Here is a 12481-nt window from a genome sequence, read left to right as displayed (position 1 = left end):
GCCATGCGACGCATCCTGACGCTCACGCTGATCGGATGCGTCATCGCCGGCCTCCTCGCGCTGGGGGTATGGCAGTTGCAGCGTCGGACGTGGAAGCTGGACCTGATCCAGCGGACCGAAACGATGCTGCGCTCGCCCCCCGTCCCCGCCCCGCCGCCCGCGGCATGGGACGCGATTTCGACCAATGACGTCTATCGACCGGTCATCGTCACCGGCCGCTACCGAATCAACTCCGATAGCTATACCCAGGCAGCCACCGCGCTTGGCGGCGGTTTCTGGGTGCTGACCCCGCTCGATGCCGGGCGCTTCACCGTCCTCGTCAATCGCGGCTTCGTGCCGCCTGAACAGCGCGGCAAGGTGCCGGCGCCATCGGGTACCGTCACCGTCCGCGGTCTGCTGCGCCTGTCCGAACCGGGCGGCGGCTTCCTGCGCAGCAACGATCCCGCGGTCGATCGCTGGTATTCGCGTGACGTCGCGGCGATCGCCGCCAAACGCGGCCTGACGAATGTCGCGCCCTATTTCATCGATGCCGCCGCGACGCCCGGCACGGTGTGGCCACGCGGCGGGCTGACGGTGGTCACCTTCCGCAACAACCATCTGGTCTATGCACTGACGTGGTTCGGGCTCGCCGCGCTGCTTGCGGGCATGACATGGTTTGTCGCGCGGCCGAACAAACGGGCGTAACATGCGCCCGATGCAGCCCGCCGCCTCGCCCGTCCAGTATGCGCCGCCGGCCGAGGGGGTCGGCCGCAACATGCTGCTGCTGGTCCAGCTGCGCTGGCTGGCGGTCGGTGGTCAGCTGGCGACGATCCTCGTCGTCGACGGGCTGCTCGGCATCCGCCTGCCCCTCGTGCCGATGGCCAGCGTGCTGGCGGCACTGGTGCTGCTCAACCTCGCCACCCTCGCCCGCCGCTCGCGGTGGAGCGACACCAACCTGCCGCTGTTCGCGGCGCTGGTCCTCGACGTCGCGGCGCTCACCGCGCAACTCTATCTGTCGGGCGGGGCGCGCAACCCGTTCGTCTCGCTTTATCTGTTGCAGGTCGTGATCGGCGCGATCCTGCTGAAGGTCTGGTCGAGCTGGGCGCTGGTCGCGATAACCAGCGCCGCCTTCGCGCTGCTCGGGCCGTTCCATCGCCCGCTGCAACTACCGCCCGCCTATGCCAGCAGCCTGTCGGAAGCCTTCCTGCTCGGCAACTGGATCAATTTCGTGCTGGCGGCGACGCTGCTGGTCGCATTCGTCACGCGGATCGCCGCCAATCTGCGCGACCGCGATACCAAGGTGGCGCAACTGCATCAGCGCGCGGTCGAGGAGGAGCATATCGTGCGGATGGGCCTGCTCGCCAGCGGGGCGGCGCATGAACTGGGCACGCCGCTCTCCTCGATCTCGGTGCTGCTTGGCGACTGGAAGAACGAGCCCGCGATCCGCCGCAACCCGCGCTTCGCCGCCGAGGTCGACGACATGCGCGCCGAGGTTGCGCGCTGCAAGGAGATCGTGTCGGGCATCCTGTTCGCCGCCGGCGAGGTGAAGGGCGAGGCGCCGACCCGGACCACGCTGCGCACCTTCCTGACCGACACGCTCGACCGTTGGCGTGGCAGCGATCCCATGCGCGCGGCGTTCGAGGACCGCCTGGGTCCCGACGTGCCGATCGTCGCCGACCGTGCGCTGGCGCAGGCGCTGACCAACCTGCTCGACAATGCGGTCGAGGCGGGCGGGCGCGACATCGCGCTGATAGCGCTCCGCGACGGGGCGATGCTGCGGCTGACGGTGCGCGACGACGGCAACGGCTTTGCCGACCGCATTCTCTCCAGCCTCGGCAAACCCTATAATACCAGCAAGGACCGGCAGGGTGCCGGCTTGGGCCTCTATCTCGCCACCAACGTGCTCCGGCCGCTGGGGGGCACGATCGAGGCGGTGAACCGCGACGGCGGCGGCGCGGAGACGACGCTGCTCCTGCCGATCGAGTCGCTGGCGCTGGAGAAGACGAAATGACCGACCGTCGCCTGCTGATCGTCGAGGATGACGCGACCTTTGCCCGGACGCTGTGCCGCTCGTTCGAACGCCGCGGCTATGCGGTCGAGGTGATCGACGGCCCCGATCGGCTGGACGATGTCGCGCGCCGGTTCGAACCCGAATATGCCGTCGTCGACCTGCGGTTGGGCGGCGCGTCGGGCCTCGCCTGCGTCTCCGCACTGTCGGCGATCGACCCGACGTTGCGTATCGTCGTCCTGACCGGCTTCGCCAGCATCGCCACGGCGGTAGAGGCGATCAAGCTGGGTGCGACCAACTATCTGACCAAGCCGGCCAACACCGATGAAATCGAGGCCGCCTTCGCCAAGGTGGAGGGCAATATCGAGGCCGACCTGACCGCCGCGCCGACATCGATCAAGACGCTGGAATGGGAACATATCCATCAGACGCTGGCCGATACCGGCTTCAACATTTCCGAAGCGGCACGGCGGCTGGGCATGCATCGCCGCACCCTCGCCCGCAAACTGGACAAGCGGCATCTTTCCTGATCGCTTAGGGGTTCGAAACCGGTCCCGCCTTGTGGTAACAAGGCAACAAAGGGGAACGGTTCATCGTGCGGCAGGTTGGAATCCGTATAGGACGCCCGCCGTACCAAAAGAGTCTGGGATGAAAGCGATTACCGAACACCGCCTCCGTTTCGCCGCCACGCTGCGGCGTGCTCTGCTCGCCGGCGCTGGCCTGACCCTTGCCGGCAGCGTATCGGCACAGGTGCTGCCGCCGCCGGTCGTGCCGACTGTCCCGACGACCACGCCGATGGTGCAGCCGATCCCGGCGCCGCTGCCGCTGCCGACGCTGACCGCAGCTCAGGAAAGCGAACTCGCACGGCTGCTCGCGCGCGATGCCGTGGCGCAGGGGCTGAAGGACCGCGAACCGTTGCTCGGTGCCCTCTCCGGACCGGCGCTGGTCCAGGCCGCGCTCGACCATGCCCATGCGGTGCGCGCCGGGCGGCTCGACAGTGCCGATTTCCAGAAGGATTGGGCGATGCGGCCGCAATCCTACGACCCGCTGCCCGCCTTCCGGGACGCCGTGGCGAAAGATCGTCTTGCGGCATGGGTCGCCTCGCTGCCGCCGCCCTATGCCGGGTACGACACCCTCGTTACCGGCCTCGCCCGCTATCGCAAGATCGCCGCCAATGGCGGCTGGCCGACCGTCGCCGCCGGCTCCGAACTGCGCATGGGCGGCCGCGGGCCGCAGGTCGCGGCACTACGCAAGCGGCTGGCGCTCGAGGATCCCGAATTGTCCGCGAGCGGCGACACGTTCGACCAGTCGCTACTCGATGCGGTCCGTCGTGCGCAGCGCCGCTACGGCCTGAACCCCGCCGGACAGGTCGGCGCGCAGACCATTGCCTCGCTGAACGTCCCGGTCGGAGAGCGGATCAAGCAGATCAAGGCGAACATGGAACGGTGGCGCTGGCTGCCGACCGAGCTGGAAAAGAACCGCATCCAGGTGAACATCGCCGCCGCCGTGCTGACCGTGTTCGACGGCGACCAGCCGGTGACCTCAATGAAGGCGGTGACCGGGCGGCCGGGCGACGAGACGCCGATGCTGACTTCGACGATCCATTCGATCGTGCTCAATCCGCCATGGAACGTGCCGTCGTCGATTGCTGACAAGGAATTGTGGCCGAAGGAACGCGCCAATCCCGGTTATCTGAAACGCAACGGCTTCCGCGTGATCGAGACCGAGGGCGGTGGCCGTCGTCTGCAACAGGCGTCGGAACGCAGCGCGCTCGGCCGGTTCAAGTTCGATTTCGACAATCCGTTCGCGGTCTATCTGCACGATACGCCGGTCCAGTCGGGCTTCGCCAATTTCGACCGGCTGGCCAGCCATGGCTGCGTCCGCCTCGAAAAGCCCGAGGACCTCGCGCGGCTGCTGCTGCGCACGACGCCAGAATGGCCGGCGGAACAGATCGACACGACGCTGGCGTTGGGCAAGACGGTGCGTGCCAAGGTCGCCGATCCGGTGAAGGTCTATCTGCTTTACTGGACGGCCTTCGCGACGCCCAACGGCACGATGAGCTTCCGCGAGGATCCGTATAAATGGGACGGCGTGCTGGCGAACAAGATCGCCGCGCGCGCCGAGGCCAGCCAGTTGGCGGCACGATAAGGGGGATGACGATGAAGAGCGGATGGCGCGTAGCGCTGCTGGCCGGCAGCGGCCTGTTGCTGGCGACCGGCCTTGCGGCCTGTTCGAACGAGAATGTCGACGAGGCCCCGATCGAAAACAGCGCGTTCGACGAGGAATCGCCGCCGCCGACGCCGCTGCCCGAGGAGAATTACGAAGCCGCACCGCCGGTAACCAAAAATCTGAGCGCAGTCGCTCCCGCCGAGGAACTCCCCCCGCCCCCGCCGATCGAGCCCGACCAGCAGGTCCTCGACGACGCCTCCGCGACCGGCATGACCTCGCGCTCGACGCGCGGCGAGGAAAAGGCGGCGGACGATGCGGAGGTCGACGACGGCGCGATGGCGAACCAGCAGGGGGAATAGGCGACCGGCCAACGCTGACCCAACCTGCACAGTTGAATTGACTACGTCGATTGATGCTGGTTGAAGGGTAGGACCCGGTCAGATCGTCGGCTTAAGTCTGGTCTGTCTGGTCAGAACCGCCACCCCAGCGAAGGCTGAGCCGGATGGCAACGCCTGCGGCACTCTATCACAGGGATATTCGAGCCTTGGCGGGACCTTACCAACCGCATTCCCGGTACCCCGGCGAAGGCCGGGCCCCAGTTGCGGGACGTCCGTAGCTTACGGAAAGCCTTGCCAACTGGCCCCCGGTCTCCGCCGGGCTACAACGAAGTTGCGATTGAAGATCTAACTGTCGCGAAAGTTTTGCGAAAACGAGACCGTTGTAGAAATTCGCCGCAAACCATCCGGACCTGTCCGCACCGCTGCGAAGGCGGGGGTCGAGAACCCAGAGCAACAACGGCTTACGCATCCGACAGTCGCCTTCGCGGGGACACGGTAGAATGGTTCTGGCAGCGTTCTCGTCTTTGCCGGAACGGCAAAGTTTAGGGCGGCGCACAACCGTCGAAGGCGGCGCCATACTGAGAGGACAGCGCCGTGGTCGCCGCGCCTCCTAACCCGAAGGCAACAACTAACGACCCGCCGACCACACCGCCAACGAACGATCAGGCAGCAGCGGCGCCGACCTCGACAACCGCCCCGCGATCTGCATAAGCTTTGTCGAGATACAGGTTTGCCAGTTCATAATGCGCATGCACAACCTGTTCATGGTCGGCCTGCTGGGCCAGTTCCAACTGTTGTTCCGCACGGCGCACAAAATAGGACATTTCGTCCGGTCCGATCAACGACACGACAACCTCTCATGGGGCGTTTGCCGCCCATTCTAACTCGCCCGGTGCAACCGGACCTGCCCTTAACGCATGACGGCTGCGAGAGATGCCTGTTGCTTCGAATTCTGACGTGGTGATTACACCGCCGGGCGCAGCGTCAGATGCGACGGTGCTTCCCGCCATAGCGGCCACCGATATAGGCGCCCAGCCGGTTCATCTCGCTGGCAGCGGCGACCACCGCATCCGACTGGCACGGCAGCGGATCGCGATCATGTTCGGCGGCGCGGCGGGCGACCTTGGCGGCCAGTTCCTCGATATCGGCGCGCGACAACAGGTTCTTTTCGCGCAGCAGGCACAGCAGGCTCTGCAGGATCACCATGCTCTTTTCGCCCGCGGCATCGCCCGGTTCGATCGGATTCATCGTTCCTCTCCTTTATGTTATACCGGAGAGCATATGCCGATCGGCGGGCGATGCAAGGGGGGGTCAGTTCAGTCCGCCCCCGAGCGTTCGGTACAGCGTCACCAGGTTGGTCGCGCGGGCGAGGCGCGTCTGGACCAGCGTCTGTCGCGCGGCATAGCTGGTGCGCTGCGCATCGAGCGTGTTGAGGAACGAGTCGATCCCGGCGCGATAGCGGGCGTCGGAGAGGCGGACCGCCGTCGTCGCCGCCTGCGCCCGGGCGATCTGTGCCGACAGCTGTTCGTCGATCGTGCCGCGCGTCGCCAGCGCGTCGGCGACCTCACGGAACGCAGTCTGGAGCGTACCTTCATAGGTCGCGACCGCAGCCAGCTGCTGCGCGCGGGCGACCTCGACATTGCCGCGCCGCTGGCCGCCGTCGAACAGCGGCAGGGTGGCGGCGGGCGAGATCGAGAAGTTCTGGGTCCCCGCCCCGAACAGCCCGCCGAGCGCCGTGCTGATCGTGCCGAGCGTCGCGGTCAGCGAGATGGTCGGGAACAGTGCCGCCCGCGCCGCGCCGATATTGGCGTTGGCGGCATAAAGGCGGCGTTCGGCCTGCAACACGTCCGGGCGGCGCAACAGTACCGCCGACGACACGCCGGTCGGCAGATTGCCGATCACCGGATCGCGCTCGCCCAGTTCGGACGGAAGTTGCTCGACGGGAATGGTCGTGCCGGCCAGCAGGTTGATCGCATTCTGGTCCTGCGCGATCTGTGCAGTCAGCGCAGCGATGTCGTTGCGTGCCTGCTGATAGCTGGTCTCGGCCTGCTGCACCTCCAGTTCGGAAATGACGCCGACACGGAACTGTGCACGCGTCAGCTCGAGCGTCCGCCCGAAACTGGTCAGCGTCTCGCGCGACAGCCGCAACTGGTCCTGATCGGCGGCCATGGTCAGCCATGCCGTCGCGACTTCGCCGACCAGCGATATCCGCGCTGCCCGCTGTGCTTCCTCGGTCGCGAAATATTCCTGGAGCGCGGCCTGGCTCTGGTTGCGGACCCGACCGAACAGGTCGAGTTCGAACGCGGAGAAGCCGACCGATGCCTGATAGATTTCGAGGTTGCCGGTTTGCGCCGGCACCCCGCCCGCGCCACCCGCCTGTCCGCCGGCACCCCCTGCCCCGCCCAGCGCACCGAACGGGTTGTTGGTATAGGTGACACCACCATTGGCGGAGGTCGTCGGCACCTGGCTCGCGCGAGTTACGCGATATTGCGCGCGCGCGACCAGCACATTGGCGGCCGTCACCCGGTAGTCGCGATTATTCTCCAGCGCGGTCGCGATCACCGCCTGCAACCGCGGGTCAGTAAAGAATTCGCGATAGGCGATCGCGGTCACGTCCGCCTGTTCGGCACCCAGCGGCGGATAGGCCCCGCCCTGCGGCAACGTCAGCGGGATCGCCCCCTCGGGCCGCACGTTCTTGGGCGCAAGGTTGCACCCCGCCAGCGCGGTCGTGGCGGCAAGGAGGATCAGGCTACGCAGCGTCATCATGTTGCTCATGGTCATGCCCCCTGCGGCGCAGGTTCACCGCCGTCGGAGGACCGGTTGCCGCCTTCGGGTTCCATGTCCCGGTTGGCGGACGGGGTGTCCTTGTCGCTGCCGCCATGGCCGAACAGGCGCAGGACGACGACGAAGAACATCGGCACGAAGAAGATGGCGAGGATCGTCGCCGACAACATGCCGCCGACCACCGCGCGACCGATCGCATTCTGCCCGCCGGCCCCCGCCCCGGTCGACAGCGCCAGCGGCAGCACACCGAAGACGAAGGCGAGCGAGGTCATCAGGATGGGGCGCAGGCGCAGCCGCGCCGCCTCCACCGCCGCCTCGACCGGACCCATGCCGTCGCCCATCCGCTCCTCGGCGAATTCGACGATCAGGATCGCGTTCTTCGCCGACACGCCGATCGTGGTGATGAGGCCGACCTGCAGATAGATGTCGTTGTTCAACCCCGTCAGCCACGCCGCCAGCAGCGCACCGAGAATGCCGAGCGGCACCACCAGCATGACCGAGATCGGAACCGACCAGCTTTCGTACAGGGCGGCAAGGCACAGGAACACGATCAGCAGCGACAGCCCGTACAGCGCCGGCGCCTGCCCACCCGACAGGCGTTCTTCATACGACAGCCCGGTCCATTCGAGCGCGGTGCCCGGCGGCAGCTTGGCATGGATTTCCTGCATCGCCTCCATCGCCGCACCGGTGCTCAGCCCCGGTCCGGGCGACCCTTGCAGCTGCATCGCCGACTGTCCGTTATAGCGGGTCAGCTGCACCGGTGCATTGACCCAGTCGAGCGTCGAGAAGGCAGTGAACGGCACCATCTGTCCGGTTGCATTCCGGACATACAGGTCGCCGACATCCTCTGGGCTGAGGCGGTACGGGGTATCGGCCTGGATATAGACCCGCTTGACGCGTCCCCGGTCGATGAAGTCGTTGATATAGCCGCCGCCCCATGCGGTCGAAATCGTCGAGTTGACGTCGGCGAGGTCGAGCCCCAGCGCACGTGCCTTGTCCTCGTCGATATTGACTTTCAGCTGCGGCGCATCGTCGAGGCTGAGCGGCCGCACCTGCGCCACGCGACCGTCCTGTGCCGCCATGCCGAGCATCATGTTGCGCACCTGGAGCAGCCGGTCGTGCCCGATGCCGCCGGTATCGACCAGCTGCGCATCGAAGCCGGTGGCGTTGCCCAGTTCCTGCACCGCAGGCGGGACAAGGGCAAAGATGAGCCCGTCCTTATACCCTGCGAACGTGCCCATCGCGCGACCGACGATCGCCTGCGCCTTGTTCTCGGCGCCGCTGCGTTCTTCCCACGGCTTCAGGTTGACGAAAACCAGACCGGCATTCTGCCCCTGTCCCGCAAAGCTGAACCCGTTGATCGTGAACACGCCCGCGACGTTGCCGCTTTCCTGCTTCAGGAAATGGTCGCGCACCAGGTTCAGGCCCTTTTCGGTACGGCTGCTGGTCGACCCTGCCGGGCCCTGCACCAATGCCAGTACCGTCCCCTGATCCTCGTCGGGCAGGAAGCCCGAGGGCAGGCGCGTGAACACGAACACCATGCCGCCGACGATCAGCAGATAGACCAGCATCGAGCGTTTCCAGTTGCGCGTGGTGCGCCGGACGCCGCCTTCATATTTGTGCTGGCCGCGTTCGAACCGGTCGTTGAACCAGCGGAAGAAGCGCGCGAGCGGACCCTTGCCATGTTCCAGCTTGTGCGGATCATGCGGTTTCAGGATCGTCGCGCACAGTGCCGGCGTGAGGATCAGCGCGACCATCACCGACAGCACCATTGCCGACACGATCGTGATCGAGAACTGGCGATAGATGACGCCCGTCGACCCGCCGAAGAACGCCATCGGCAGGAACACCGCCGACAGGACGAGGCCGATGCCGACCAGCGCGCCGGTGATCTCGTCCATCGACTTGCGCGCGGCTTCCTTCGGCGACAGCCCCTCGGTCTGGATCAGACGTTCGACGTTTTCGACGACGACGATCGCGTCGTCGACCAGCAGGCCGATCGCCAGCACCATGCCGAACAGCGTCAGCGTGTTGATGGTGAACCCCGCGACCGCCATGACCGCGAAGGTGCCGAGCAGCACCACCGGCACGGCGATGGTCGGGATGATCGTCGCCCGCCAGTTCTGCAGGAACAGGAACATGACGAGGAAGACGAGGACAACCGCCTCGATCAGCGTGTGAATGACCTGTTCGACCGACAGGCGGACGAACGGCGTCGTGTCGTACGGATAGATGACCTTGACATCGCTCGGCAGCGTGCGGCCGATTTCCTGCGCGCGCTCCTTGACCAGTTCGACCGTATCGAGCGCGTTGGCGCCCGCTGCCAGCCGGACGCCGAAGCCCGATGCCGGACGGCCGTTATACTGCACGTCGAAGCCGTAATTCTCCGCGCCGATCTCGACTCGCGCGACATCGCCCAGCCGGACCACCGCGCCGTCGGCATTGGTCTTCAGCCGGATATTGGCGAATTGTTCGGGGGTTTGCAGCCGCGACTGGACGCTGACCGTGGCGTTCAGCATCTGCTCCTTGGGCGCCGGCAGCGCGCCGATCTGCCCGGCGGAAACCTGCGCGTTCTGTGCCTGTACCGCCGCGGTCACATCGCCGACAGTCAGCTGATAGCTGTTGAGCTTCAGCGGATCGACCCAGATGCGCATCGCATATTGCGCACCGAATACCTGCAATTCGCCGACGCCGGTGACGCGGCTGATCGGGTCCTGGAACTGCGACACGACCATGTCGGACAGGTCGTTGTTATTGTGCGATCCGTCGGTCGACACGAGACCGACGACCAGCAGGAAGCTGGCGGCGGACTTGGTGACCTGAATCCCCTGCCGCTGAACCTCCTGCGGCAAGAGCGGGGTCGCCGCCTGCAGCTTGTTCTGGACCTGCACCTGCGCGATGTCGGGATCGGTGCCCTGTTCGAACGTCAGCGTGATCGTCACCGTCCCTGCCGAGGAGGACGAGGACGAGAAATAGCGCAGATTATCGATACCGCGCAGCTGCTGTTCGATGATCTGGGTCGTCGTGCGCTCCAGCGTCTCCGCATCGGCACCCGGATAGGTGGCGGTGATCGCGACCGCGGGCGGTGCGATTTCGGGGAACTGCGCGATGGGCAGGCTACGGATCGCGATCGCGCCGGCCAGCATCATGACGATGGCGATGACCCATGCGAAGATGGGCCTGTCGATGAAATAGCGGGACATCAGCGGTTACTTCGCCTGTGCCTGCGGACCGCCGGCGGCACCGGGGGCAGCGCCCTTGGGTGCCGCGCCGGCGGTCTGCGGGTTCCATTGGTAGCCCTGCACCGGGGTGCCCGGCTGGAGCATCTGCGCGCCTTCGACGACCACTCGGTCGCCGGCCTGCAACCCGCCGGTCACCAGCCATGCGTCGCCGACGGTGCGCTCGGTGGTCAGCGTGCGCGGCGCGAGCTTGCCGTCGCCGCCGATCACCAGCACCGTCGCCACGCCCTTGGGATCGCGGGTCACCGCGCGCTGCGGCACGAGGATGCCATTCGCCCTAGTCCCCTCGACCAGTTCGGCGCGGACATACATGCCCGGCAGCAACAGCCCGCGCGGGTTGGCGAAGACCGCCCGGATCGCCTGCGTCCCTGTCGCCGGATCGACGGTCACGTCGGTGAACTTCAACGTCCCCTCGATCGGATAGGTGCTGCCATCCTCCAGCCTCAGCCGGACGCGCGCCGCACCGCTCCCACGCGACAGGTCGCCGTCGATGATCTGCTGGCGCAGCTTCAACAGGTCGGCGCTCGACTGCTGGATATCGACATAGATCGGGTCGAGCCGCTGGATGGTGGTCAGCGCCTCGGTCTGCGCCGCCGATACCAGCGCGCCGGTGGTATAGACCGACCGACCGATCCGGCCCGAGATCGGCGCCTTGATGGTCGTGCGCGACAGGTCGATCTGCGCCTGGCGCAGCGCGGCCTGTTGCGCGGCGATGTCGGCCTCGGCCTGCTGCGCGCCCGTCACCGCGTTCTCATATTCCTGCCGGCTGATCGCATTGATCTTGACCAGCTCGCCATAGCGGCGGGCGAGGTTGCGGGTGGACGCGATCGACGCCTGCGCCCGCGACAAAGCGGCACGCGCGCTCGCCACCGCCGCCTGATAGGGCGACGGATCGATGCGATACAGCGGCTGACCCTGGCGGACATAATCGCCCTCCTGGAACAGCCGGGCGAGGATCAGGCCGTTGACCTGCGGCCGGACGTCGGACGTCTCATAGGGTGCGGTACGGCCCGGCAACTGGGTCGTCAGCGTCACCGGCTGCGCCTGTACGGTCACGAAGCCGACCTGTGGCGGCCCCTGCGGCGCGCCCTGTTGCGGTTGCTGTTCGCCACCGCCCCCGCCACAGGCCGAAAGGATGAGCGCCAGTGCCAATGGGGCCATGCGATTTTTCATGAACGTCCTCGACGGATGTGCTAAACGTGAGTGATCGATCACTCACACATTGGCGGCGCGTACGCCGGCCGGCGGAAAGTGGCAAGAGGTTACAGGTGAATCGGACGTGAATTTGTTGCAGTGCGGGGCAGCATGCCGGGCGAGTAAAGCAACGGAGCGCCGCAAAAAGCTGGTGTCGGTGGCGCGGACGTTGTTCGCCGAACACGGCTTTCACGGCACCGGAGTCGCGCAGATCGCGGCGGTTTCGGGGATCAAGGTCGGGCAAATCTACCGCGACTTCGCCGACAAGGAGGCGATCGTCGCCGCGATCGTCGAAACCGACCTCGCGACCTTCCTGCACGAGGCCGAGATCGAGCAGGCGGTCGAAACCGGCAATGTCGACGCAATCCGCGCGTGGCTGCGCATGTTTTTGCAGTGCGGCAGGGATATCGAGTCGCGGCAATTGATGCCGGAGATCATCGCCGAGGCGGCGCGCAACGACCGGATCAAGGCGATCGCGCACGGCATCAATCGCCGGGTAAAGCAGGCGTTGATCCTGTCGCTGACCGGCCTTGCCCCCCGCCCCGACCAAGCCGAGTCGCGCGCCGAGCTTGCCGAAATGATCCTGACGGTCGGTGCGGGCATCATGCACCGCCGTGTCGCGGACCCGGATTTCGACGAGGCGAGCGCCTATTCGCGGCTGATGACCCTTGTCGAGCGCTGGGTTGACCAATTGTTGGACAGCCCGGCGTACCCGGGTCTCCAAAAGAACCATTGCGGATTTGTTGCAGTGGACTAAATCGAAGTTGCGC

The 12481-nt window shown here is 66.4% G+C and carries 11 protein-coding genes; 6 read left to right on the top strand and 5 right to left on the bottom strand.

Annotated elements, in window-relative coordinates; translation table 11 throughout:
* Window positions 1-3: 3 nt before the first annotated feature.
* The 5 genes from ACTHQV_RS01125 (at window position 4) to ACTHQV_RS01105 (ending at window position 4515) form a co-directional block, all read left to right on the top strand.
* Window positions 4-684, top strand: coding sequence for an SURF1 family protein (locus tag ACTHQV_RS01125; protein ID WP_440487955.1), 681 nt, complete (start codon window positions 4-6; stop codon window positions 682-684).
* A 10-nt stretch (window positions 685-694) separates the two neighbouring features.
* Window positions 695-1990 (top strand): ATP-binding protein, encoded by a 1296-nt coding sequence (locus ACTHQV_RS01120; RefSeq protein WP_440488299.1) that lies wholly within the window; start codon window positions 695-697, stop codon window positions 1988-1990.
* On the top strand, window positions 1987-2517 hold the full coding sequence (locus ACTHQV_RS01115) for a response regulator transcription factor (protein WP_440487954.1): 531 nt from the start codon (window positions 1987-1989) through the stop codon (window positions 2515-2517). Before ACTHQV_RS01120 ends, ACTHQV_RS01115 begins: the two co-directional genes overlap by 4 nt.
* A gap of 118 nt (window positions 2518-2635) precedes the next feature.
* The gene (locus ACTHQV_RS01110; RefSeq protein WP_440487953.1) at window positions 2636-4135 is read left to right on the top strand and encodes a L,D-transpeptidase family protein; all 1500 of its coding nucleotides are present in this window, start codon (window positions 2636-2638) and stop codon (window positions 4133-4135) included.
* 11 nt (window positions 4136-4146) lie between these two features.
* On the top strand, window positions 4147-4515 hold the full coding sequence (locus tag ACTHQV_RS01105; RefSeq protein WP_440487952.1) for a hypothetical protein: 369 nt from the start codon (window positions 4147-4149) through the stop codon (window positions 4513-4515).
* A 641-nt stretch (window positions 4516-5156) separates the two neighbouring features.
* Here ACTHQV_RS01105 and ACTHQV_RS01100 read toward each other — a convergent pair.
* From ACTHQV_RS01100 to ACTHQV_RS01080, 5 genes are all read right to left on the bottom strand, one after another.
* Complete coding sequence (locus ACTHQV_RS01100; RefSeq protein ID WP_440487951.1) at window positions 5157-5342, bottom strand: hypothetical protein; 186 nt, start codon at window positions 5340-5342, stop codon at window positions 5157-5159.
* Window positions 5343-5478: 136 nt separating this feature from the next.
* Window positions 5479-5742, bottom strand: coding sequence for a hypothetical protein (locus tag ACTHQV_RS01095; protein WP_440487950.1), 264 nt, complete (start codon window positions 5740-5742; stop codon window positions 5479-5481).
* A gap of 63 nt (window positions 5743-5805) precedes the next feature.
* Complete coding sequence (locus ACTHQV_RS01090) at window positions 5806-7269, bottom strand: efflux transporter outer membrane subunit (protein ID WP_440487949.1); 1464 nt, start codon at window positions 7267-7269, stop codon at window positions 5806-5808.
* 2 nt (window positions 7270-7271) lie between these two features.
* Window positions 7272-10481, bottom strand: a complete 3210-nt coding sequence (locus ACTHQV_RS01085; protein ID WP_440487948.1) for an efflux RND transporter permease subunit — start codon at window positions 10479-10481, stop codon at window positions 7272-7274.
* A 6-nt stretch (window positions 10482-10487) separates the two neighbouring features.
* A complete protein-coding gene (locus tag ACTHQV_RS01080) occupies window positions 10488-11690 on the bottom strand; it encodes an efflux RND transporter periplasmic adaptor subunit (protein WP_440487946.1) in 1203 nt (400 codons plus the stop codon).
* A 49-nt stretch (window positions 11691-11739) separates the two neighbouring features.
* Between ACTHQV_RS01080 and ACTHQV_RS01075 the strand changes: the two genes are divergently transcribed.
* Window positions 11740-12468, top strand: coding sequence for a TetR/AcrR family transcriptional regulator (locus tag ACTHQV_RS01075; RefSeq protein WP_440487945.1), 729 nt, complete (start codon window positions 11740-11742; stop codon window positions 12466-12468).
* Window positions 12469-12481 lie beyond the last annotated feature (13 nt).

It is taken from the genome of Sphingomonas sp. SAFR-052 (genome assembly GCF_051965015.1).
GTDB lineage: Bacteria > Pseudomonadota > Alphaproteobacteria > Sphingomonadales > Sphingomonadaceae > Sphingomonas.
Note: the sequence above shows the minus strand (reverse complement) of the source record. Positions and strands in the feature narration are given on the sequence as shown.

Bases quoted from the DNA above. Each gene is read 5' to 3' on its own strand.
- ACTHQV_RS01090 (WP_440487949.1), bottom strand. From the start codon at position 7,269: ATGAGCAACATGATGACGCTGCGTAGCCTGATCCTCCTTGCCGCCACG.
- ACTHQV_RS01125 (WP_440487955.1), top strand. From the start codon at position 4: ATGCGACGCATCCTGACGCTCACGCTGATCGGATGCGTCATCGCCGGC.
- ACTHQV_RS01110 (WP_440487953.1), top strand. From the start codon at position 2,636: ATGAAAGCGATTACCGAACACCGCCTCCGTTTCGCCGCCACGCTGCGG.
- ACTHQV_RS01115 (WP_440487954.1), top strand. From the start codon at position 1,987: ATGACCGACCGTCGCCTGCTGATCGTCGAGGATGACGCGACCTTTGCC.
- ACTHQV_RS01120 (WP_440488299.1), top strand. From the start codon at position 695: ATGCAGCCCGCCGCCTCGCCCGTCCAGTATGCGCCGCCGGCCGAGGGG.
- ACTHQV_RS01105 (WP_440487952.1), top strand. From the start codon at position 4,147: ATGAAGAGCGGATGGCGCGTAGCGCTGCTGGCCGGCAGCGGCCTGTTG.
- ACTHQV_RS01095 (WP_440487950.1), bottom strand. From the start codon at position 5,742: ATGAATCCGATCGAACCGGGCGATGCCGCGGGCGAAAAGAGCATGGTG.
- ACTHQV_RS01085 (WP_440487948.1), bottom strand. From the start codon at position 10,481: ATGTCCCGCTATTTCATCGACAGGCCCATCTTCGCATGGGTCATCGCC.
- ACTHQV_RS01080 (WP_440487946.1), bottom strand. From the start codon at position 11,690: ATGAAAAATCGCATGGCCCCATTGGCACTGGCGCTCATCCTTTCGGCC.